A 21,962-nucleotide genomic window follows, 5' to 3' on the forward strand; every position below is an offset into this window, starting at 1 on the left:
GTCAGTTCTCCTTGAACGGGAAGCCCAGAGCACGCAGCAGCGCACGGCCTTCGTCGTCGGTCTTCGCCGTCGTCACGACCGTGATGTCCATGCCGCGGACGCGGTCGATCCGGTCCTGGTCGATCTCGTGGAACATGGACTGCTCGTTGAGACCGAAGGTGTAGTTGCCGTTGCCGTCGAACTGCTTCGGCGACAGACCGCGGAAGTCGCGGATGCGCGGGAGCGCCAGCGACAGCAGACGGTCCAGGAACTCCCACATCCGGTCCCCGCGCAGGGTGGTGTGGCAGCCGATCGGCATGCCCTCGCGCAGCTTGAACTGGGCGATGGACTTGCGGGCCTTGGTGATCTGCGGCTTCTGACCGGTGATGGCCGTGAGGTCGCGGACGGCGCCGTCGATCAGCTTCGAGTCGCGAGCGGCCTCGCCGACACCCATGTTCACCACGACCTTGACCAGGCCGGGGATCTGCATGACGTTCGGGTAGGAGAACTGGGTGTTCAGCTCACCCTTGATCTCGTCGCGGTAGCGCTGCTTCAGACGCGGAAGGGCGCGCGCTTCAGTGGTGGTGGTCATCAGATGTCCTTGCCGGAACGCTTGGCGACGCGGATGCGGTTGGTCTTGGTGCGACCGTCGCGCTCGACCTTCTCCTCGCGGATGCCGACGCGGGTCGGCTTCTTGGTCTCCGGGTCGACGAGCTGCACGTTGCTGATGTGGATCGGGGCCTCGCGCTCGACGATGCCGCCCTCCACACCGGGACGGGCCTTGGTGTGGCGCTTGATGCGGTTCACACCCTCGACCAGGACGCGCTGCGTCTCGGCGTTCACCTCGAGCACCTTGCCCTGCTTGCCGAGGTCGGACGTCTTGGTGCCGTCCTCGTTCTTGCGCCCGCGCACGCGGGTGATGACCTGCACGAGGTCACCCTTCTTGATGCGCAACTTCGCCATGGTCAGAGCACCTCCGGAGCCAGCGAGATGATCCGCATGAACTTCTTCTCGCGCAGTTCACGACCGACGGGCCCGAAGATGCGGGTACCGCGGGGGTCACCGTCCGCGCGGAGGATCACCGCGGCGTTCTCGTCGAAACGGATGTAGGAACCGTCGGCGCGCCGACGCTCCTTCTTGGTGCGGACGATGACGGCCTTGACCACATCGCCCTTCTTGACGTTCCCACCGGGGATGGCGTCCTTGACCGTGGCCACGATCACGTCACCGATGCCGGCGTAGCGGCGGCCGGAGCCACCGAGAACGCGGATGCACAGGATTTCCTTGGCACCCGTGTTGTCGGCGACCTTGAGCCGCGACTCCTGCTGGATCACTCTCTACTCCTTCGTCGCGCCGGTTCTCGTCCACCCGTGAGGGGGCGAGCCTGGCCGAACGGACATGGAATCTGGGGGTGGGCCGCACCTGCGGCCCACCCTCGGTCGAACGCGCCCGAGAGCGCGCGCATCACTTCGCGCGTTCGAGGACCTCGACGACGCGCCAGCGCTTGGTCGCCGACAGCGGCCGGGTCTCGGCGATGAGGACGAGGTCGCCCACACCGGCCGTCTCGACCTCGTCGTGCGCCTTGACCTTGGTCGTGCGGCGGATGACCTTGGCGTAGAGCGGGTGCTTCACGCGGTCCTCGACCTCGACGACGACGGTCTTCTGCATCTTGTCGCTGACGACGTAACCGCGACGCGTCTTGCGGTAGCCGCGCTCGGTGGTCGCGGCGGTCTCCTGCTCGCTCACTTCGCAGCCTCCTTCGTGATCGGCGCCTCGGTGATGCCGAGCTCGCGCTCGCGCATCGTCGTGTAGATGCGGGCGATGTCCCGCTTGACGGCCTTCAGCCGGGAGTTGTTCTCCAGCTGGCCGGTGGCGGACTGGAAGCGCAGGTTGAACAGCTCTTCCTTCGCCTTCTTCAACTCCTCGACGAGCTTCGTGTCGTCGAACTCGCGGAGCTCGTCAGCGCCCAGGCCCTTGGTCCCGATCGCCATCATTCACCACCCTCGCGACGCACGATCTTGCACTTGACCGGAAGCTTGTGGATCGCACGGGTCAGGGCCTCGTGCGCGATCTTCTCGGTCGGGAACGACAGTTCGAACATCACGCGACCCGGCTTGATGTTCGCGATCCACCACTCCGGCGAACCCTTGCCGGAACCCATGCGGGTCTCGGCAGGCTTCTTCGTGAGGGGGCGGTCCGGGTAGATGTTGATCCAGACCTTGCCGCCACGACGGATGTGACGCGTGATGGCGATACGAGCGGACTCGATCTGCCGGTTGGTGACGTAGCCACCCTCGACGGCCTGGATCCCGTACTCACCGAAGGTGACGCGGGTGCCGCCGGAGGCCGCACCACGCCGCGTGGGGTGGTGCTGCTTGCGGTGCTTGACTCGACGCGGGATCAGCACGACTCAGGCCTCCGATCCGGTTGCCGCCGGCGCTGCAGCAGCCGCCGGAGCGGCCGCGGGCGCGGCGTCGGTGGTGGGACGGGTGCGGCGGGCCCCGCGGTCGGGGCGGTCGCCGCGCTCACCACGACGCGGGGCGCGCGGAGCGGCGGCCTGCGACTGGGCGAGCTCACGGCTGGTGACGTCGCCGTGGTAGATCCAGACCTTCACGCCGATGCGGCCGAAGGTCGTGCGGGCCTCGTAGAAGCCGTAGTCGATGTTCGCGCGCAGCGTGTGCAGCGGAACGCGACCCTCGCGGTAGAACTCCGAGCGCGACATCTCCGCACCGCCGAGGCGGCCGGCGCACGCGACACGGATGCCCTTGGCCCCCGAGCGCATGGTCGTCTGCATCCCCTTGCGCATGGCGCGACGGAACGAGACGCGGCTCGCGAGCTGCTCGGCGATGCCCTGGGCGACCAGCTGGGCGTCGGTCTCGGGGCTCTTGACCTCGAGGATGTTCAGCTGGACCTGCTTGCCCGTGAGCTTCTCGAGCTCGGTGCGGATGCGGTCGGCCTCCGCACCGCGACGGCCGATCACGATGCCCGGGCGCGCGGTGTGGATGTCCACACGCACGCGGTCACGGGTGCGCTCGATCTCGACCTTCGAGATGCCCGCGCGCTCCATGCCCTTGGACATGAGGCGACGGATCGCGACGTCCTCCTTGACGTAGTCGGCGTAGCGCTGACCGGTCTTGGTGGAGTCGGCGAACCACCGGCTGCGGTGGTCGGTGGTGATGCCCAGTCGGAACCCGAAGGGGTTGACCTTCTGTCCCATCAGCGGGTCCTCCTCGTCTTCTTGGCGCCGGCGACGGCGGGAGCCACGACCACCGTGATGTGGCTCGTGCGCTTCAGGATCCGTCCGGCGCGGCCCTGGGCCCGCGGACGGAAGCGCTTCATGGTCGGACCTTCGTCGACGTGGATCGCCTTGACGACGTAGTCGTTCGGGTCGAACGCCTCGGAGTGCTTGTCCGCGAGGAACTTCGCATTCGCGATGGCGCTCTCGACGAGCTTGCGCACGGGCTCGGCCGCCGCCTGCGGGGCGAACGAGAGCACGGCGACGGCTTCAGTGGCCTGCTTGCCCCGGACGAGGTCGACGACTCGGCGCGCCTTCTGGGGCGTGACGCGGAGGTGCCGCGTCTGCGCCTTGGCTTCCATCCCTGTCCTGCTTCCTGGTTTCGGTCTCGAAAGGTTGTGTCGCGTGAGCCGGTGGCTCAGCGGCGACGACCCTTGCGGTCGTCCTTCTCGTGGCCCTTGAACGTCCGCGTGGCGGCGAACTCGCCGAGCTTGTGCCCCACCATCGCCTCGGTGACGAAGACGGGGACGTGCTTGCGGCCGTCGTGCACCGCGAACGTGTGACCCAGGAAGTCCGGGGTGATGACCGAACGGCGGGACCACGTCTTGATGACGTTGTGCGTGTTGGCCTCGTTCTGGGCGTCCACCTTCTTCTGGAGGTGGTCGTCGACGAACGGGCCCTTCTTCAAGCTGCGAGGCATTGCCTTAGCTCCCTATCAGCGCTTCTTGCCGGTGCGGCGGCGACGGACGATGAGCTTGTCGCTCTCCTTGCCCGGACGCCGCGTACGGCCCTCAGGCTGACCCCAGGGGCTGACGGGGTGACGACCACCGGACGTCTTCCCCTCACCACCACCGTGCGGGTGGTCGATCGGGTTCATGGCGACACCGCGGACGGTCGGGCGCTTGCCCTTCCAGCGCATGCGGCCGGCCTTGCCCCAGTTGATGTTGGACTGCTCGGCGTTGCCGACCTCGCCGATGGTGGCGCGGCAGCGGACGTCGACGTTGCGGATCTCGCCGGACGGCATGCGCAGCTGGGCGAAACGACCCTCACGGGCGACGAGCTGGACGCTCGCGCCCGCGGAACGGGCGATCTTCGCGCCGCCACCGGGCTTGATCTCGATGGCGTGGATGACCGTACCCACCGGGATGTTGCGCAGCGGCAGGTTGTTGCCGGGCTTGATGTCGGCCTCGGGGCCGTTCTCGATCCGGTCGCCCTGCTTCAGCTTCGCGGGGGCGATGATGTAGCGCTTCTCGCCGTCCAGGTAGTGCAGCAGCGCGATGCGCGCGGTGCGGTTGGGGTCGTACTCGATGTGAGCGACCTTGGCCACGACGCCGTCCTTGTCGTGACGACGGAAGTCGATCACGCGGTACGCGCGCTTGTGGCCACCACCGATGTGACGGGTGGTGATCCGGCCGGACGAGTTGCGGCCACCGGTCTTGGACAGCGGACGGACGAGCGACTTCTCCGGCTCGCTCCGCGTGATCTCGACGAAGTCGGCGACGGACGAGCCACGGCGGCCCGGCGTCGTCGGCTTGTACTTGCGGATTCCCATTGCAGCGATTCCTCGGGTTCGAAGGTGTCTACGGCAGTCGTGCGAGCCCTGGTGGGGCTCAGGCGACCGAGCCGCCGAAGATGTCGATCGTGCCCTCGCGCAACGTCACGATGGCCCGCTTGGTGTCCTTGCGCTTACCAGTACCGAACTTGGTGCGCCGGCTCTTGCCCTGACGGTTGGCGGTGTTCACCGCGGAGACCTTGACGCCGAAGACCTGCTCGACCGCGATCTTGATCTCGGTCTTGTTGGCCCGCGGGTCCACCAGGAAGGTGTACTTGCCCTCGTCGATGAGCCCGTAGCTCTTCTCGGAGACGACCGGCGCGAGCAGGATGTCGCGCGGGTCCTTCTGGGTTCCGCCGATGGCGCTCACAGGGTGTTCCCTTCGGACTCGGCCGCCACCGCGGTCGCGCTGCGACCCTTCGGCGGGCCCGCGACGAAGGCGTCGAGCGCCGCGCGGGTGAAGACGACGTCGTCGCTCTTCAGCACGTCGTAGGTGTTCAGCTGGTCCTGCGGCAGGACGTGCACGTTGTCGAGGTTGCGCAGGGACTTCTGCGAGACCTCGTCGTCGCGGGTCAGGACGACCAGCACGTTCTTGCGGCCGGACAGGGCCGAGATCAGCGTGCGCGCCGTCTTGGTCGAGGGGGCGTCGCCGGCGGCGAGACCCTCCACGACGTGGAGGCGGTCGTGACGCACCCGGTCGGAGAGCGCACCGCGCAGGGCGGCGGCGATCATCTTCTTGGGGGTCCGCTGGGAGTAGTCGCGCGGCTTGGGGCCGTGCACGATCCCACCACCGGTGAACTGCGGGGCGCGCAGCGAACCCTGACGGGCGCGGCCGGTGCCCTTCTGCTTGTAGGGCTTCTTGCCGCCACCGCGGACCTCACCCCGACGCTTGGTCGAGTGGGTCCCCTGACGGGCCGCCGCGAGCTGGGCGGTCACGACCTGGTGGATCAGCGCGATGTTCGCCTGACGGGCGAAGTCCTTGGCCGGCAGCTCGACGGTGCCGTTGGTGCCGCCGTCGGCGGTGCGCAGCGGGACGGTGATCGCCTCGGTCTGGGTTTCGGTCGACATCAGACTCAGGCCTCCTTCACGCGCGCCTTGGACGCGCTCTTGACGAGCACGAGGCCGCCGCGGGGACCGGGGATCGCGCCCGTGATGAGCAGCAGGCCCTTCTCCGCGTCGATCGCCTGCACGGTCAGGTTCTGGGTGGTCTGGCGGGCGGCACCCATGCGCCCGGCCATCCGCATGCCCTTGAACACGCGACCCGGGGTGGCGCAGCCGCCGATCGACCCGGGCTTGCGGTGGTTGCGGTGCGCACCGTGGGAGGCGCCGACGCCGGAGAAGCCGTGACGCTTCATGACCCCGGCGAAGCCCTTGCCCTTGGTGGTCCCGACGACGTCGACCGTCGTGCCGGTCTCGAAGACCTCGGCGGTGACTTCCTGGCCGAGCTCGTAGGAGCCGGCGTCGGTCGTGCGCAGCTCCACCAGGTGACGGCGGGGGGCGACGTTCGCCTTCGCGAAGTGCCCGGCAGCGGGCTTGTTCGCCTTGCGCTGCGCGATCGCCGTGGTGGCCAGCTGGACGGCTTCGTAGCCGTCGGCGGTAGTGGTGCGGACCTGGGTGACGACGTTCGGCTCGACCTTGACCACGGTCACCGGGACGATGCGGTTGTCCGCGTCCCAGAGCTGGGTCATGCCGAGCTTGGTGCCGAGCACACCTCGCACTTGCCTGTCGCTCATGGTGTTGGAATCCCTCAGAGCTTGATCTCGATGTCGACGCCGGCCGGGAGGTCGAGACGCATGAGCGAGTCGACGGTCTTCGGGGTCGGGTCGATGATGTCGATGAGACGCTTGTGCGTCCGCATCTCGAAGTGCTCGCGGCTGTCCTTGTACTTGTGCGGCGAGCGGATCACGCAGTAGACGTTCTTCTCGGTCGGCAGCGGCACGGGGCCTGCGACCGACGCACCGGTACGGGTCACCGTGTCGACGATCTTGCGCGCCGAACTGTCGATGACCTCGTGGTCGTAGGCCTTGAGCCTGATGCGGATCTTCTGTCCCGCCATGGCGTCGTCTGACTCTCTCTCTTCGTACCGCTACTGACTCGCGCGCGGCGCGAGGCTCCGGTCGGAGCCCCGACCCCCGAGGTCGGGCGTGTCGCGCTCTCGCACGTTCTGCACCCTCGCCCGGTTGCCCGGTGTGGTCCTGTCGTCCTGTTCAGGTTGCCCTGGAGGTCCAGGTGAACCGTCCGCCGCCCGTACGAGACGTTCGACGTTCGCGGTCACCGCTCCGGTGGTCTGGCCCGGTCCCCGGATCGGGTGGAATCGTGATCCAGGCGCGGTCCAGCGGCGCGGCAACCCCGACAGTCTGCCAGACGGACCGGGTGCTTGGCGAATCGAGCAGCGGGCGTACGGACGGTGAACGCCTTGCTCACGACGGAGGGGGTGGGTCCTGGTGGACCCACCCCCTCTGCGCGGCGAGCGACCCGCTGCGGGAGACCAGCTCCCGCAGCGGTTCAACTCACTTGAGGATCTTCGTGACCCGACCGGCGCCGACGGTGCGGCCACCCTCGCGGATCGCGAACTTCAGGCCCTCTTCCATCGCGATGGGCTGGATGAGGTCGACCTTCATCTCGGTGTTGTCACCGGGCATGACCATCTCGGTGCCCTCGGGCAGCGAGACGACGCCCGTGACATCGGTCGTCCGGAAGTAGAACTGCGGACGGTAGTTGTTGTAGAAGGGCGTGTGACGGCCACCCTCGTCCTTGGACAGGATGTAGGCCTGGCCCTCGAACTCGGTGTGCGGCGTGATGCTGGAGGGCTTCACGACGACCTGACCGCGCTCGACGTCGTCACGCTTGAGACCACGCAGCAGGAGCGCGGCGTTGTCGCCGGCCTGGCCGCTGTCGAGCATCTTGTTGAACATCTCGATGCTGGTGACGGTGGTCTTCGAGGAGGTCGGCTTGATGCCGACGATCTCGACCTCCTGGTTGACGTTCAGGACACCGCGCTCGATGCGGCCGGTCACGACGGTGCCGCGGCCGGTGATCGTGAAGACGTCCTCGATCGGCATCAGGAACGGCTGGTCGATGGCGCGCTCGGGCTCGGGGATCGCGGTGTCGACCGCGTCCATGAGCTCCATGAGCTTGTCGCCCCACTCCTTGTCGCCCTCGAGCGCCTTCAGCGCCGAGACGCGGACCACGGGGACGTCGTCGCCCGGGAACTCGTAGGACGAGAGGAGCTCACGCACCTCCATCTCGACGAGCTCGAGGAGCTCTTCGTCCTCGACCATGTCGGCCTTGTTCAGGGCCACGACGATGTAGGGGACGCCGACCTGGCGGGCCAGGATGACGTGCTCCTTGGTCTGCGGCATCGGGCCGTCGGTGGCCGCGACCACGAGGATGGCGCCGTCCATCTGCGCCGCACCCGTGATCATGTTCTTGATGTAGTCCGCGTGACCGGGGCAGTCGACGTGGGCGTAGTGACGCGCCTCGGTCTGGTACTCGACGTGCGCGATCGAGATCGTGATCCCGCGCTGACGCTCTTCGGGGGCCTTGTCGATCTGGTCGAACGCCGAGGCCTTGTTCAGCTCGGGGAACTTGTCGTGCAGCACGCGGGTGATCGCCGCGGTCAGCGTCGTCTTCCCGTGGTCGATGTGACCGATCGTGCCGATGTTGACGTGCGGCTTGGTCCGCTCGAACTTCGCCTTCGCCACTGGGGTCCTCCTCGGACTGTCGTTTCTTCCCGCCCGGTCGACGGGTGGGTGGGTGACCTGGCTGGTCACTGGCCCACACGGGGTGGTCCAGGGGTCGTGCTGCGGAGGGGCGATCCCCGAGGCGATCACCTCGGGGCCGCTCCCCCACGGTCTTCAGGAGCGGGTCACTCCCCGCGGACCTTCTTGACGATCTCGTCCGCCACGTTGCGCGGGACTTCCGCGTAGTTGGAGAACTGCATCGAGTAGACCGCGCGGCCCTGGGTCTTGGACCGCAGGTCGCCGACGTACCCGAACATCTCCGACAGCGGGACGGCGGCCTTGACGAGCTTGGCCCCGCTGACGTCCTCCATGGACTCGATCTGCCCGCGGCGAGCGTTCAGGTCGCCGATGACTTCACCCATGTAGTCCGCCGGCGTGCGCACCTCGACGGCCATGACCGGCTCGAGGAGCACGGGCTGCGCCTTGCGGACGGCCTCGCGCAGGACCATCTTGCCGGCGATCTTGAAGGCCATCTCGGAGGAGTCGACGTCGTGCGCCGCACCGTCGATGAGGGAGGCCTTGATGCCGACGAGCGGGTACCCCGCGACGACACCCTCCTGCATGGCCTCCTGGATGCCGTTGTCCACGGAGGGGATGTACTCGCGCGGGACACGGCCGCCGGTGACGGCGTTGACGAACTCGTAGAACGTGCCGTCCGTGGTGTCCAGGGGCTCGATCGAGACCTGGACCTTCGCGTACTGGCCCGAACCACCGGTCTGCTTCTTGTGCACGTAGTCCTCCTTGAGGACTGCGCGACGGATGGTCTCGCGGTAGGCGACCTGCGGCTTGCCGACGTTCGCCTCGACCTTGTACTCGCGACGCATGCGGTCGACGAGGATGTCGAGGTGGAGCTCGCCCATGCCCTTGATGATCGTCTGACCGGTCTCCTGGTCGAGCTCGACCTGGAAGGTCGGGTCCTCTTCCGCGAGACGCTGGATCGCCGTGCCGAGCTTCTCCTGGTCGCCCTTCGTCTTCGGCTCGATCGCGACCGAGATGACGGGCTCGGGGAAGGTCATCGACTCGAGGACGACCTGCTGCGCCGGGTCGGACAGGGTGTCCCCCGTCGTCGTCTCCTTGAGGCCGATCATCGCGTAGATGTGGCCCGCACGAGCTTCGTCGACCGGGTTCTCCTTGTTGGAGTGCATCTGGAAGAGCTTCCCGATGCGCTCCTTCTTGCCCTTGGTCGAGTTCACGACCTGCGAGCCGGCGGAGACGACGCCCGAGTAGACGCGGACGTAGGTGAGCTTGCCGAAGAACGGGTGCGCCGCGACCTTGAACGCCAGGGCCGAGAACGGCTCGTCGGCGTCGGGCTTGCGGATGATCTCGACGGACTCGTCGCCGACCTTGTGGCCGATCATCGGCTTCACGTCGAGCGGCGAGGGCAGGTAGTCGAGGACCGCGTCGAGCATGGGCTGCACGCCCTTGTTCTTGAACGCGGAGCCGCAGAAGATCGGGTAGACCTCGGAGGCGATCGTCAGCTTGCGGACCGCGGCCTTGATCTCCTCGGGGGTGATGTCCTCCCCGCCGAGGTACTTCTCGAGCAGCGCCTCGTCGGTCTCGGCGACGCGCTCGAGGAGCTTGGTGCGGTACTCCTCGGCCTTCTCGAGCAGGTCGGCCGGGATGTCCTCGCGCTCGTACGCCTCGCCCTTGGCCGTGTCACCGCGCCACGTGAGGGCGCGCATGTAGACCAGGTCGATGACGCCGACGAAGTCGGACTCGGCGCCGATCGGGAGCTGCATGACGAGCGGCTCCGCACCGAGGCGGTCGATGATCGTGCCGACGGTGAAGTAGAAGTCGGCGCCGAGCTTGTCCATCTTGTTGACGAAGCAGATGCGCGGGACGTCGTACTTGTCCGCCTGCCGCCACACGGTCTCGGACTGGGGCTCGACACCCTCCTTGCCGTCGAAGACGGCGACGGCACCGTCGAGGACGCGCAGCGACCGCTCGACCTCGACCGTGAAGTCGACGTGGCCGGGCGTGTCGATGATGTTGATCTGGGATCCCTCCCAGAAACAGGTGGTCGCAGCGGAGGTGATGGTGATCCCCCGCTCCTGCTCCTGCTCCATCCAGTCCATCGTGGCCGCGCCGTCGTGGACCTCGCCGATCTTGTAGTTGATCCCCGTGTAGAAGAGGATCCGCTCCGTCGTCGTGGTCTTGCCGGCGTCGATGTGCGCCATGATGCCGATGTTGCGGACCTTGGTCAGGTCCGTCAGCACGTCCTGTGCCACGGTTTACTGCCTCTTCCCTGGGATCGAGGGGGTGAAACGGCGAGCGCTGCTCACCGCCGGGGTCACCAGCGGTAGTGCGCGAAGGCCCGGTTCGACTCGGCCATCTTGTGCGTGTCCTCGCGGCGCTTGACCGCGGCACCGAGACCGTTCGACGCGTCGAGGATCTCGTTGAGCAGACGCTCGGTCATGGTCTTCTCGCGGCGCTGCCGGGCGTAGCCGACGAGCCAGCGCAGGGCCAGCGTCGTGGAACGGCTCGGGCGCACCTCGATGGGGACCTGGTAGGTCGACCCACCGACGCGACGGGACTTGACCTCGATCGCGGGCTTGACGTTGTCGAGCGCGCGCTTCAGAACGACGACGGGGTCGCCACCGGTCTTGTCGCGGGCACCCTCGAGGGCGCCGTAGACGATCGACTCGGCGACGGACTTCTTGCCGTCGAGGAGGATCTTGTTGACGAGCTGCGTCACCAGCGGGGACTGGTAGACGGGGTCCACCACGAGGGGACGCTTGGGTGCGGGGCCCTTGCGCGGCATGTCAGCTCTTCTCCTTCTTCGCGCCGTAGCGGCTGCGCGCCTGCTTGCGGTTCTTCACGCCCTGCGTGTCGAGCGACCCGCGGACGATCTTGTAGCGGACACCGGGGAGGTCCTTCACACGGCCACCACGGACGAGGACCATCGAGTGTTCCTGCAGGTTGTGGCCCACGCCCGGGATGTACGCGGTGACTTCGATGCCGCTGGTGAGCTTCACGCGGGCGACCTTGCGCAGTGCCGAGTTCGGCTTCTTCGGCGTGGTCGTGTACACGCGCGTGCACACGCCGCGGCGCTGCGGGCTCCCCTTGAGCGCGGGCGTCTTGGTCTTGACGACCTTGTCCTCCCGGCCCTTGCGGACCAGCTGCTGGATGGTGGGCACCCTGTCTCCGTCTGTCTCGATCTTGTGTGTCGGCTGTCCTGGGAACGCGCCACCCGGTCTGGGCCGGCGCTCGACCCCCGCCGACCCACGAGGTCGGGCGTGTCTTCCGGTCGAGGTCCCGCGGGGATGACGTCCTGTCGCCAGGTCATCACGGTTGCGGGCGCGCTCGTGTCAAGCGGACACGAGACTACCCGCCGCGCTGTTGAGTGGTCAAAACGAGCCCGTCGCGCTGCGGACGGGCCCGCGGACGGGTCGCCCCGCTCCCCCGGAGGGGAGCGGGACGACCCGGATCAGCAGGTCAGCGGTAGTCGCTGCTGCCGTAGTCGAACTCCTCGAGCGGCACGGCCTGGCCGGAGCCCACGCCGAACTGCGCGTAGTCGACGTCGTCGTAGCCCGGCACGGAGTACATCTGCGCCTTGGCCTCCTCGGTCGGCTCGACCCGGACGTTGCGGTAGCGGGGAAGCCCCGTGCCGGCCGGGATGAGCTTGCCGATGATGACGTTCTCCTTGAGCCCGAGCAGCGGGTCGCTCTTGCCCTCCATGGCCGCGTTCGTCAGGACGCGGGTCGTCTCCTGGAAGGAGGCGGCGGACAGCCACGAGTCGGTCGCGAGCGACGCCTTCGTGATCCCCATGAGCTCCGGGCGACCGGAGGACGGCTGACCGCCCTCGGCCATGACCCGCCGGTTCTCCTCCTCGAAGCGCGCGCGCTCGACGAGTTCACCCGGCAGCAGCTCGGAGCCGTTCTGCTCGATGATCGTCACCCGCTTGAGCATCTGGCGGACGATGACCTCGATGTGCTTGTCGTGGATCGACACGCCCTGGGAGCGGTAGACCTCCTGCACCTCGTCGACCAGGTGCATCTGCACCCGGCGCGGGCCGAGGATGCGCAGCACCTGCTTGGGGTCGACCGCACCCTGGACGAGCTTCTGCCCGACCTCGACGTGCGTGCCGTCCTCGACCAGGAGCCGCTGACGACGCGTGACGGGGTACTCGACCTCTTCGGCGCCGTCGTCGGGGGTCACGACGATCTTGCGGCCCTTGTCGGTCTCCTCGATCCGGGTGCGACCCGCGACCTCGGAGATCGGCGCGTTCCCCTTGGGGGTGCGGGCCTCGAACAGCTCGACCACGCGCGGCAGACCGTGCGTGATGTCACCGGATTCCGAGGCCGCACCACCGGTGTGGAACGTGCGCATCGTCAGCTGGGTGCCGGGCTCACCGATCGACTGCGCCGCGACGATCCCGACGGCCTCGCCGATGTCGACGAGCTTGCCGGAGGCCAGCGAGCGGCCGTAGCAGTGCGCGCAGGTCCCGACGCGGGACTCGCACGTCAGCACCGAGCGGACCTTGACGCTCTCCACGCCCTGGGCCACGAGGGCGTCGATGACGACGTCCCCGAGGTCGGCGCCGGCGGCGAGGACGACCTCGCCGTCGACGACCACGTCGGTGGCCAGCGTGCGGGCGTAGACGCTCGTCTCGACGTCGTCGTGGCGGCGCAGGGTGCCGTCGGCGCCCTTCTCCGCGATCGGCATGGCGAGGCCGCGGCTGGTGCCGCAGTCCTCCTCACGCACGATGACGTCCTGGGAGACGTCCACGAGACGACGGGTCAGGTACCCCGAGTCCGCCGTCCGCAGCGCGGTGTCGGCCAGACCCTTGCGGGCACCGTGCGTGGTGATGAAGAACTCACCCACGGTCAGGCCCTCGCGGAACGAGGCCTTGACCGGACGCGGGATGATCTCGCCCTTCGGGTTGGCCATGAGGCCGCGCATCCCGGCGAGCTGACGCATCTGCATCCAGTTGCCTCGTGCACCCGAGCTCACCATGCGGTGGATCGTGTTGTGCAGCGGCATGGCCGCCTCGAGGTCCTTGGCGACGTCGTTCGTGGCCTGGGTCCAGATCTCGATGAGCTCCTGGCGGCGCTCGTCGTCGGTGATCAGACCACGCTCGTACTGCTGCTGGACCTTCTCGGCCTTGGCCTCGTAGGTCTCGAGGATCGCCAGCTTGTTCGGCGGCGCGACCACGTCGGCGATGGAGACCGTCGTGCCCGAGCGGGTGGCCCAGCGGAAGCCGGCCTCCTTCAGGGCGTCGAGGGCCGCCGCGACCTGGACCTTGGGGTACTTCTCGGCCAGCTCGTTGACGATCGCGGACAGGTGCTTCTTGTCCACGACCGAGTTCACGTACCGGAAGTCGACCGGCAGGGTCTCGTTGAACAGCGCGCGACCCAGCGTGGTGTCGACCGTCAGGTCGTCACCGGCGGTCCAGTCCTCGGGCAGCGTCCAGCCCTCGGCCGGCACGACGCCCTGCAGGCGGATGGCCACCTTGGCGTTCAGGTGCAGCTGACGGGCGTCGAAGGCCATGATCGCCTCGGCGATCGAGGAGAACGAGCGCCCCGCGCCCTCGACGTCGTCGCGGTCGGCCGTCAGGTGGTACAGGCCGATGATCATGTCCTGGGTGGGCATGGTCACCGGGCGACCGTCCGCCGGCTTGAGGATGTTGTTCGAGGACAGCATCAGGATGCGGGCCTCGGCCTGGGCCTCGGCCGACAGCGGCACGTGCACGGCCATCTGGTCGCCGTCGAAGTCCGCGTTGAAGGCGGTGCAGACGAGCGGGTGGATCTGGATGGCCTTGCCCTCGACCAGCTGGGGCTCGAAGGCCTGGATGCCGAGGCGGTGCAGCGTGGGCGCGCGGTTGAGCAGCACCGGGTGCTCGGTGATGACCTCGGACAGGACGTCCCAGACCACCGGGCGGGCGCGCTCGACCATGCGCTTGGCCGACTTGATGTTCTGCGCGTGCGACAGGTCCACGAGCCGCTTCATGACGAAGGGCTTGAACAGCTCCAGGGCCATCTGCTTGGGCAGACCGCACTGGTGCAGCTTCAGCTGCGGGCCGACGACGATGACCGAACGGCCCGAGTAGTCGACGCGCTTGCCGAGCAGGTTCTGGCGGAACCGGCCCTGCTTGCCCTTGAGCATGTCGGACAGCGACTTCAGCGGACGGTTGCCGGGGCCCGTGACGGGGCGACCGCGACGGCCGTTGTCGAAGAGCGCGTCGACCGCTTCCTGCAGCATGCGCTTCTCGTTGTTCACGATGATCTCGGGAGCCCCGAGGTCGAGCAGGCGCTTCAACCGGTTGTTGCGGTTGATGACGCGGCGGTACAGGTCGTTCAGGTCGGAGGTCGCGAACCGGCCACCGTCGAGCTGGACCATCGGGCGCAGGTCCGGCGGGATGACCGGGACGCAGTCCAGGACCATGCCGTCGGGCTTGTTGCGCGTGGTGAGGAACGCCGAGACGACCTTCAGGCGCTTGAGCGCACGCGTCTTGCGCTGCCCCTTGCCCGTGGCGATGGTCTCGCGCAGCGACTCGGCCTCGGCCTCCAGGTCGAAGCTCTGCAGGCGCTTCTGCAGGGCCGCCGCCCCCATGCCGCCCTCGAAGTACAGGCCGAAGCGCTCGCGCATGGCGCGGTAGAGCACCTCGTCACCCTCGAGGTCCTGGACCTTGAGCGTGCGGAAGCGGTCCCAGATCGTCGCCAGGCGGTCGATCTCGGTGTCGGCGCGACGACGGATCTGCGCCATCTCGCGCTCGGCCGACTCGCGCACCTTGCGGCGCACGTCCGACTTCGCACCCTCGGCCTCGAGCTCGGCCAGGTCGGTCTCGAGCGTCTTGGCGCGGGCCTCGACGTCGGAGTCGCGACGGTTCTCGACCTCGCGCTTCTCGACCTCGATCTGCGCCTCGAGGGAGGAGAAGTCGCGCTGGCGACCCTCCTCGTCCACCGAAGTGATCATGTACGCGGCGAAGTAGATGACCTTCTCGAGGTCCTTCGGCGCGAGGTCGAGCAGGTAGCCCAGACGGCTCGGGACACCCTTGAAGTACCAGATGTGGGTGACGGGGGCGGCGAGCTCGATGTGGCCCATGCGCTCACGACGGACCTTGGCCCGCGTGACCTCGACACCGCAGCGCTCGCAGATGATGCCCTTGAAGCGGACGCGCTTGTACTTGCCGCAGTAGCACTCCCAGTCCCGGGTGGGACCGAAGATCTTCTCGCAGAAGAGCCCGTCCTTCTCCGGCTTCAGGGTGCGGTAGTTGATGGTCTCAGGCTTCTTGACCTCACCGTGCGACCACGTGCGGATGTCCTCCGCGGTGGCCAGCCCGATGCGCAGCTCGTCGAAGAAGTTGACGTCGAGCAACGTGATCTTCTTTCTCTAGGTTCTTCCGAGGTCTGACTGATCCGAGGGACCCGCGCCTGAGCGCCGGCCCCGTTGTCCATCCGGGCCCCGGTGGGGGACCTGGTCCCCCACCGGAACGTCCGTCAGACCTCTTCGACGCTGCTCGGCTCGCGCCGGGCCAGGTCGATGCCCAGCTCCTCGGCCGCCCGGAAGACGTCCTCGTCGCTGTCGCGCATCTCGATCGCCATGCCGTCCGAGGAGAGGACCTCCACGTTCAGGCACAGCGACTGCATCTCCTTGATGAGCACTTTGAAGGACTCGGGGATGCCCGGCTCGGGGATGTTCTCGCCCTTGACGATGGCCTCGTAGACCTTCACGCGGCCCAGGACGTCGTCGGACTTGATCGTGAGCAGCTCCTGCAGGGCGTAGGCGGCGCCGTAGGCCTCCAGGGCCCAGACCTCCATCTCGCCGAAGCGCTGACCACCGAACTGCGCCTTACCACCCAGCGGCTGCTGGGTGATCATCGAGTACGGGCCGGTCGAGCGGGCGTGGATCTTGTCGTCGACCAGGTGGTGCAGCTTCAGGATGTACATGTAGCCGACCGCGACCGGGTCCGGGAACGGCTCGCCGGAGCGGCCGTCGAACAGCCGCGCCTTGCCGTCGCCCTGCACGAGGCGGTCGCCGTCGCGCGTCTTGAGCGTCGAGCTCAGCAGACCGGTGATCTCCTCCTCGCGCGCACCGTCGAAGACGGGGGTCGCGATGCGGGAACCGGCCGGCGCCGAGCGGATCTCCTCCGGGATGAGCTTGGCCCAGTCCGGGTCGCCCTCGATCGACCAGCCGCGGCTGGCGATCCAGCCCAGGTGCAGCTCCAGGACCTGCCCGACGTTCATCCGGCTCGGCACGCCGAGCGGGTTGAGGATCACGTCGACCGGGGTCCCGTCCTCGAGGAACGGCATGTCCTCGACGGGCAGGATCTTGGAGATGACGCCCTTGTTGCCGTGACGGCCGGCGAGCTTGTCACCGTCGGTGATCTTGCGCTTGTTCGCCACGTAGACGCGGACCAGCTGGTTCACGCCCGGGGGCAGCTCGTCGCCCTCGTCGCGGTCGAAGACCTTGACGCCGATGACCGTGCCGGTCTCGCCGTGGGGGACCTTCAGCGACGTGTCGCGGACCTCGCGGGCCTTCTCGCCGAAGATGGCGCGCAGCAGGCGCTCCTCCGGGGTCAGCTCGGTCTCGCCCTTGGGCGTGACCTTGCCGACGAGCAGGTCGCCGTCGCGGACCTCGGCGCCGATGCGGATGATCCCGCGCTCGTCGAGGTCGGCCAGCACCTCCTCGGCCACGTTCGGGATGTCCCGCGTGATCTCCTCGGGGCCCAGCTTGGTGTCGCGGGCGTCGACCTCGTGCTCCTCGATGTGGATCGAGGACAGGACGTCGTCCTGCACGAGGCGCTGCGACAGGATGATCGCGTCCTCGTAGTTGTGGCCCTCCCACGGCATGAACGCGACCATGAGGTTGCGGCCCAGGGCCATCTCGCCACCGTCGGTGGACGGGCCGTCGGCGAGGACGGTCCCGACCTCGACGCGCGCGCCCTCGTCGATGACGACTTGCTGGTTGTACGCGGTGCCGTGGTTGGAGCGGCGGAACTTGGCGACCTTGTAGGCCGACGTCGTGCCGTCGTCGTTGGACACGGTGATGAGGTCCGCGGAGACCTCGGTCGCCACGCCCGCCTTGGTGGCCACGACCACGTCACCGGCGTCGACGGCGGCACGGAACTCCATGCCGGTGCCGATCAGCGGCGCCTCGGTCTTGACCAGCGGGACGGCCTGACGCTGCATGTTGGCGCCCATGAGCGCGCGGTTGGCGTCGTCGTGCTCGAGGAACGGGATCATCGCGGTGGCCACGGAGACCATCTGCCGGGCGGCGACGTCCATGTAGTCGACCTCGGAGTTCGGGACGAACTCCGTCTCACCGCCCTTGGCGCGCACCAGGACGCGGGCCTCGGCGAAGGAGCCGTCCGCGTTCAGCGGGGCGTTCGCCTGCGCGATGACGAAGGCGTCCTCCTCGTCGGCCGTCAGGTAGTCGACGTCGTCGGACACGCGGCCGTCGACGATCTTCCGGTACGGGGTCTCGATGAAGCCGAAGGGGTTGATCCGGCCGTAGGAGGACAGCGAGCCGATCAGACCGATGTTCGGGCCCTCGGGCGTCTCGATCGGGCACATGCGGCCGTAGTGCGACGGGTGGACGTCGCGGACCTCCATGCCGGCCCGCTCGCGGGACAGACCCCCCGGACCCAGCGCCGACAGGCGGCGCTTGTGGGTCAGACCCGCGAGCGGGTTGGTCTGGTCCATGAACTGCGACAGCTGGCTCGTCCCGAAGAACTCCTTGATGGAGGCCACGACGGGGCGGATGTTGATCAGCGTCTGCGGCGTGATCGCCTCGACGTCCTGGGTCGTCATGCGCTCGCGCACGACGCGCTCCATCCGGGACAGGCCCGTGCGGACCTGGTTCTGGATGAGCTCGCCGACGCTGCGCAGACGGCGGTTGCCGAAGTGGTCGATGTCGTCGACCTCGATGCGGACGTCGATCGGCTGGCCGTTCTTGACGCCCGGCATCGAGACCTCGCCGGCGTGCAGCTTCACGAGGAACTTGATGGTGGACACGATGTCGTCCACGGAGAGCACGCTGGCGTCCAGCGGCTCCTCCATGCCGAGCTTCTTGTTCACCTTGTAGCGGCCGACCTTGGCGAGGTCGTAGCGCTTGGAGTTGAAGTACAGGTTGTCGAGCAGGTTGCGCGCGGCCTCCTGCGTCGGCGGCTCGCCCGGGCGCAGCTTGCGGTAGATGTCCAGCAGGGCGTCCTCGACGCCGGCGGTGTGGTCCTTCTCCAGCGTGGAGATCATCGACTCGTAGTCGGCGAACTCCTCGCGGATCTGCGACTCGCTCCAGCCCAGGGCCTTGAGCAGCACCGTGACGGACTGCTTGCGCTTGCGGTCGATGCGGACGCCGACGGTGTCGCGCTTGTCGATCTCGAACTCGAGCCAGGCACCGCGGGACGGAATGATCTTCGCCGTCCACGTGTCGCGGTCGGACGTCTTGTCCGGCACGCGCTCGAAGTAGATGCCCGGGGAGCGGACCAGCTGCGACACGACGACGCGCTCGGTGCCGTTGATGACGAAGGTGCCGCGGTCGGTCATGAGCGGGAAGTCGCCCATGAAGACCGTCTGCGACTTGATCTCGCCGGTGTTGCCGTTGATGAACTCTGCGGTGACGAACAGCGGGGCGGCGTAGGTGAGGTCGCGCTCCTTGCAGTCGTCGAGGGAGTACTTCGGCGGCTCGAAGCGGTGGTCGCGGAACGACAGCGACATGGAGCCGGAGAAGTCCTCGATCGGGGAGATCTCCTCGAAGATCTCCTCCAGACCGGAGGTGGTCGGGACGGCGAGGCCACCGTTGGTGGACGCCTCCACCCGGTCCTGCCAGCGCTTGTTGCCGAGCAGCCAGTCGAAGCTGTCGGTCTGCAGCGCGAGGAGGTCGGGGACCTCAAGCGGTTCGTGGATCTTGCCGAAGGAGTACCGTCCGGAGACGGTGATCGGCGACTGGTTGCCGACGACGGTGGTGCCGGTGCTGGTCGGTGCGGACGCTGGACGCGAGGCAGCCAAGAGGGGTCCTTCCACGGGCCTGCGAACGTTGTGCGCTCCCCGTCCCACTCGGTCGTTCCCACGGCGACGACCGGCCATATGACAGTGGGCAGCGCAAAACAACAGGGTACCCATCCTGGGCGCACCTGTCCAGCCCTCGGCTCCGGGGGAGCCTGGGCCGCAGACCCCCGGGACCGACGACGACGCTGTCGAGCGGAGCTGGGAGTCGAGGACAACCGGTGATGAGGATGCTCCGCCGCGACCACCGCGTCAAGGCGACTCCCCGAGCTGTGGACGGCGACGTCACCCGCTCGGCCCCCGCCGAGCCCGCCGCCGAACGCGACAGGGGCGGCCGGACGCGTGTCCGGCCGCCCCTGCGGCGAGCTGCCCCGGTCAGACCGGGGCGGTGATCACTTGAGCTCGACGGTGGCGCCGGCGCCCTCGAGCTGCGCCTTCGCCTTCTCGGCGGTCTCCTTGTTGACCTTCTCGAGGACGGGCTTGGGGGCGCCGTCGACGAGGTCCTTGGCCTCCTTGAGGCCGAGGGAGGTCAGCGCGCGGACCTCCTTGATGACGCCGATCTTCTTGTCACCGGCGGCGGTGAGGACGACGTCGAACTCGTCCTTCTCCTCCTCGGCCGGGGCGGCAGCGCCGCCCGCAGCGCCACCGGCGGCCGCGACGGCCACGGGGGCCGCAGCGGTGACGTCGAAGGTCTCCTCGAACTGCTTCACGAACTCGGAGAGCTCGATCAGGGTCAGTTCCTTGAACGCGTCGATGAGCTCTTCGGTGCTGAGCTTCGCCATGGTGGCGGTCCTTCCTGTGCTGGGGTGATCCGCAGGTGTGCGCCTGCGGGCGGGTGGTGTGGTCGGAGCGAGGCTGCGCTGATCCGGGGATCAGGCGGCTTCGGCGCCGGCCTGCTTCTCCCGCAACGCTTCCACGGTGCGGACGGTCTTCGACAGCGGGGCCTGGAACAGGGCCGCGGCCTTGGACTGGGACGCCTTGAGCACACCGGCGACCTTGGCGAGGAGGACCTCGCGGCTCTCCAGGTCGGCCAGGGCGTTCACGTCGGCAGCGCTGATCGCGCGACCGTCGAGCACGCCGCTCTTGACGATCAGCTGGGGGTTGGACTTCGCGAAGTCACGCAGACCCTTGGCCGCCTCCACCGGGTCACCGGTGATGAAGGCGATCGCGGAGGGGCCGGACAGCTGCCCCTCGAAAGCCGTGACGCCGGCTTCCTTCGCAGCGATGCTGGTCAGCGTGTTCTTGAGGACCGCGTAGGTCGTGTCAGGACCCAGCGCCGTGCGCAGGTTGGTGATCTGCGCGACGGACAACCCCCGGTACTCGGTGAGCACGGCGGCGTTGGACGCCTTGAACAGAGCCGTGATCTCCTTCACGGCCGCGATGTTCCTGGGCTTCGGCACGAGTGCCCTCCTTCCTTCGTCTCGGGGGAGGCCGGTCGGGCCCCGAACGCACGAAACGCCCCGGCGCAGGTGCGCGGGGCGTCGACAGCAGCCACGGAGGGCGGCGATCAGAGCTCTGGCTCACCTGCGCTGGTCGTCCGCGGTGCGGAACCTTCTGCCGCTCCCGAAGAGGAGTGGCGACCGGCGGTCTTCGGTACTGAACAAGCGTACACGCGTCGGCGGGCCCTCGACGCCACCGCAGCGCCCCGGGGACCGGGAGTCGTTGCGCCGCAACGCCGCAGGGGCGGGATCTCGTCCGAGATCCCGCCCCTGCGGTCAGTGCGCGCCCAGGTCAGGCGCTGGTGGCCTCGCCCGTCAGGTTGCGGGTGAGGGCCGGGTCCACCGGGATGCCGGGGCCCATCGTCGTCGTGATCGTGGCCTTCTTCAGGTAGCGACCCTTGGACGCCGACGGCTTCAGGCGCAGCACCTCGTCGAGGGCGGCGGCGTAGTTCTCGACGAGCTGGTCGTCGGCGAACGAGGCCTTGCCGATGATGAAGTGCAGGTTGGCGTGCTTGTCGGTGCGGAACTCGATCTTCCCGCCCTTGATCTCCGTGACGGCCTTGGCGACGTCCATGGTCACGGTGCCGGTCTTCGGGTTCGGCATCAGGCCGCGGGGGCCCAGCACCTTGCCCAGACGACCGACCTTGCCCATGAGGTCCGGCGTCGCGACCGCGGCGTCGAAGTCGAGGCGGCCCTTGGCCACCTCGTCGATGAGCTCGTCGCCACCGACGATGTCGGCGCCGGCGGCCTCGGCCTGCGCGGCGCGGTCACCGACGGCGAAGACCAGCACGCGGGCGGTCTTGCCGGTGCCGTGCGGCAGGTTGACGGTGCCGCGGACCATCTGGTCGGCCTTGCGGGGGTCGACGCCGAGGCGGAACGCGACCTCGACGGTCGCGTCGTACTTGACGGTCGACGTCTCGCGGGCCAGCTTGACGGCGTCCAGCGGGGCGTACAGCTCGTCGGTGTCGATCTTCTCGACGGCTGCGCGGTAGGCCTTGCTGCGCTTCACTTCAGCTCCTCCTGGTGGGAGTTCGTGGTCGGACGGGCCGCGCGGGCCCTGCCACTGGG

Annotated in this window: 23 protein-coding genes; all 23 read right to left on the reverse strand. The window is 68.2% G+C overall.

Annotation, left to right across the window (positions count from 1 at the left end; all coding sequences use genetic code 11):
* Position 1 precedes the first annotated feature (1 nt).
* The 23 genes from rplE to rplA all read right to left on the reverse strand — a co-directional run bounded on the left by rplE (position 2) and on the right by rplA (position 21,903).
* On the reverse strand, positions 2-571 hold the full coding sequence (gene rplE, locus CLV37_RS09515) for a 50S ribosomal protein L5 (RefSeq protein ID WP_106209609.1): 570 nt from the start codon (positions 569-571) through the stop codon (positions 2-4).
* Positions 571-942, reverse strand: a complete 372-nt coding sequence (rplX, locus tag CLV37_RS09520) for a 50S ribosomal protein L24 (protein WP_106209611.1) — start codon at positions 940-942, stop codon at positions 571-573. The genes rplE and rplX overlap by 1 nt, the downstream gene beginning before the upstream one ends.
* Before the next feature lie 2 nt (positions 943-944).
* Positions 945-1,313: a 50S ribosomal protein L14 gene (rplN, locus tag CLV37_RS09525; protein WP_012084971.1), complete on the reverse strand. Its 369-nt coding sequence runs from the start codon at positions 1,311-1,313 to the stop codon at positions 945-947.
* 130 nt (positions 1,314-1,443) lie between these two features.
* On the reverse strand, positions 1,444-1,725 hold the full coding sequence (gene rpsQ / locus CLV37_RS09530) for a 30S ribosomal protein S17 (RefSeq protein ID WP_106209613.1): 282 nt from the start codon (positions 1,723-1,725) through the stop codon (positions 1,444-1,446).
* Entirely contained in the window at positions 1,722-1,970 is a 249-nt protein-coding gene (gene rpmC / locus CLV37_RS09535) for a 50S ribosomal protein L29 (RefSeq protein ID WP_106209615.1), read from the reverse strand. The genes rpsQ and rpmC overlap by 4 nt, the downstream gene beginning before the upstream one ends.
* Complete coding sequence (gene rplP, locus CLV37_RS09540; protein WP_106209617.1) at positions 1,970-2,386, reverse strand: 50S ribosomal protein L16; 417 nt, start codon at positions 2,384-2,386, stop codon at positions 1,970-1,972. Before rplP ends, rpmC begins: the two co-directional genes overlap by 1 nt.
* 3 nt (positions 2,387-2,389) lie before the next feature.
* On the reverse strand, positions 2,390-3,196 hold the full coding sequence (gene rpsC, locus CLV37_RS09545) for a 30S ribosomal protein S3 (RefSeq protein ID WP_106209619.1): 807 nt from the start codon (positions 3,194-3,196) through the stop codon (positions 2,390-2,392).
* The gene (gene rplV / locus CLV37_RS09550) at positions 3,196-3,576 is read right to left on the reverse strand and encodes a 50S ribosomal protein L22 (protein WP_106209621.1); all 381 of its coding nucleotides are present in this window, start codon (positions 3,574-3,576) and stop codon (positions 3,196-3,198) included. Before rplV ends, rpsC begins: the two co-directional genes overlap by 1 nt.
* Before the next feature lie 56 nt (positions 3,577-3,632).
* Positions 3,633-3,914 (reverse strand): 30S ribosomal protein S19, encoded by a 282-nt coding sequence (gene rpsS / locus CLV37_RS09555; protein WP_106209623.1) that lies wholly within the window; start codon positions 3,912-3,914, stop codon positions 3,633-3,635.
* A 15-nt stretch (positions 3,915-3,929) separates the two neighbouring features.
* Positions 3,930-4,766 (reverse strand): 50S ribosomal protein L2, encoded by an 837-nt coding sequence (gene rplB, locus CLV37_RS09560; RefSeq protein ID WP_106209625.1) that lies wholly within the window; start codon positions 4,764-4,766, stop codon positions 3,930-3,932.
* 58 nt (positions 4,767-4,824) lie between these two features.
* Positions 4,825-5,127 (reverse strand): 50S ribosomal protein L23, encoded by a 303-nt coding sequence (rplW, locus tag CLV37_RS09565; protein ID WP_106210140.1) that lies wholly within the window; start codon positions 5,125-5,127, stop codon positions 4,825-4,827.
* A gap of 5 nt (positions 5,128-5,132) precedes the next feature.
* A complete protein-coding gene (rplD, locus tag CLV37_RS09570) occupies positions 5,133-5,837 on the reverse strand; it encodes a 50S ribosomal protein L4 (protein WP_106209628.1) in 705 nt (234 codons plus the stop codon).
* 2 nt (positions 5,838-5,839) lie between these two features.
* Positions 5,840-6,499: a 50S ribosomal protein L3 gene (gene rplC / locus CLV37_RS09575; RefSeq protein ID WP_106209630.1), complete on the reverse strand. Its 660-nt coding sequence runs from the start codon at positions 6,497-6,499 to the stop codon at positions 5,840-5,842.
* Positions 6,500-6,513: 14 nt separating this feature from the next.
* Positions 6,514-6,822: a 30S ribosomal protein S10 gene (gene rpsJ / locus CLV37_RS09580; protein WP_012084982.1), complete on the reverse strand. Its 309-nt coding sequence runs from the start codon at positions 6,820-6,822 to the stop codon at positions 6,514-6,516.
* Positions 6,823-7,276: 454 nt separating this feature from the next.
* On the reverse strand, positions 7,277-8,470 hold the full coding sequence (gene tuf, locus CLV37_RS09585) for an elongation factor Tu (RefSeq protein WP_106209632.1): 1,194 nt from the start codon (positions 8,468-8,470) through the stop codon (positions 7,277-7,279).
* Between the two features lie 164 nt (positions 8,471-8,634).
* On the reverse strand, positions 8,635-10,737 hold the full coding sequence (gene fusA, locus CLV37_RS09590; RefSeq protein WP_106209634.1) for an elongation factor G: 2,103 nt from the start codon (positions 10,735-10,737) through the stop codon (positions 8,635-8,637).
* Positions 10,738-10,799: 62 nt separating this feature from the next.
* Positions 10,800-11,270, reverse strand: coding sequence for a 30S ribosomal protein S7 (gene rpsG / locus CLV37_RS09595; RefSeq protein ID WP_106209636.1), 471 nt, complete (start codon positions 11,268-11,270; stop codon positions 10,800-10,802).
* A gap of 1 nt (position 11,271) precedes the next feature.
* Complete coding sequence (rpsL, locus tag CLV37_RS09600; protein WP_012084987.1) at positions 11,272-11,646, reverse strand: 30S ribosomal protein S12; 375 nt, start codon at positions 11,644-11,646, stop codon at positions 11,272-11,274.
* A 298-nt stretch (positions 11,647-11,944) separates the two neighbouring features.
* A complete protein-coding gene (locus CLV37_RS09605) occupies positions 11,945-15,826 on the reverse strand; it encodes a DNA-directed RNA polymerase subunit beta' (RefSeq protein ID WP_106209638.1) in 3,882 nt (1,293 codons plus the stop codon).
* 122 nt (positions 15,827-15,948) lie between these two features.
* On the reverse strand, positions 15,949-19,458 hold the full coding sequence (rpoB, locus tag CLV37_RS09610; RefSeq protein ID WP_245885336.1) for a DNA-directed RNA polymerase subunit beta: 3,510 nt from the start codon (positions 19,456-19,458) through the stop codon (positions 15,949-15,951).
* A 389-nt stretch (positions 19,459-19,847) separates the two neighbouring features.
* On the reverse strand, positions 19,848-20,237 hold the full coding sequence (rplL, locus tag CLV37_RS09615) for a 50S ribosomal protein L7/L12 (RefSeq protein WP_106209639.1): 390 nt from the start codon (positions 20,235-20,237) through the stop codon (positions 19,848-19,850).
* Between the two features lie 90 nt (positions 20,238-20,327).
* Complete coding sequence (gene rplJ / locus CLV37_RS09620; protein ID WP_106209641.1) at positions 20,328-20,855, reverse strand: 50S ribosomal protein L10; 528 nt, start codon at positions 20,853-20,855, stop codon at positions 20,328-20,330.
* A gap of 331 nt (positions 20,856-21,186) precedes the next feature.
* Complete coding sequence (rplA, locus tag CLV37_RS09625) at positions 21,187-21,903, reverse strand: 50S ribosomal protein L1 (protein ID WP_106209643.1); 717 nt, start codon at positions 21,901-21,903, stop codon at positions 21,187-21,189.
* Positions 21,904-21,962: the final 59 nt, after the last annotated feature.

This window comes from Kineococcus rhizosphaerae, from assembly GCF_003002055.1.
GTDB lineage: Bacteria > Actinomycetota > Actinomycetes > Actinomycetales > Kineococcaceae > Kineococcus > Kineococcus rhizosphaerae.

What these genes read in the sequence shown, in the direction of transcription:
- rplC (WP_106209630.1), bottom strand. Translation starts at nt 6,499, where the DNA reads ATGAGCGACAGGCAAGTGCGAGGTGTGCTCGGCACCAAGCTCGGCATG.
- rpsS (WP_106209623.1), bottom strand. Translation starts at nt 3,914, where the DNA reads ATGCCTCGCAGCTTGAAGAAGGGCCCGTTCGTCGACGACCACCTCCAG.
- rplB (WP_106209625.1), bottom strand. Translation starts at nt 4,766, where the DNA reads ATGGGAATCCGCAAGTACAAGCCGACGACGCCGGGCCGCCGTGGCTCG.
- rpsJ (WP_012084982.1), bottom strand. Translation starts at nt 6,822, where the DNA reads ATGGCGGGACAGAAGATCCGCATCAGGCTCAAGGCCTACGACCACGAG.
- rpsG (WP_106209636.1), bottom strand. Translation starts at nt 11,270, where the DNA reads ATGCCGCGCAAGGGCCCCGCACCCAAGCGTCCCCTCGTGGTGGACCCC.
- rplX (WP_106209611.1), bottom strand. Translation starts at nt 942, where the DNA reads ATGGCGAAGTTGCGCATCAAGAAGGGTGACCTCGTGCAGGTCATCACC.
- rpmC (WP_106209615.1), bottom strand. Translation starts at nt 1,970, where the DNA reads ATGGCGATCGGGACCAAGGGCCTGGGCGCTGACGAGCTCCGCGAGTTC.
- rplE (WP_106209609.1), bottom strand. Translation starts at nt 571, where the DNA reads ATGACCACCACCACTGAAGCGCGCGCCCTTCCGCGTCTGAAGCAGCGC.
- rplL (WP_106209639.1), bottom strand. Translation starts at nt 20,237, where the DNA reads ATGGCGAAGCTCAGCACCGAAGAGCTCATCGACGCGTTCAAGGAACTG.
- rplV (WP_106209621.1), bottom strand. Translation starts at nt 3,576, where the DNA reads ATGGAAGCCAAGGCGCAGACGCGGCACCTCCGCGTCACGCCCCAGAAG.
- rpsC (WP_106209619.1), bottom strand. Translation starts at nt 3,196, where the DNA reads ATGGGACAGAAGGTCAACCCCTTCGGGTTCCGACTGGGCATCACCACC.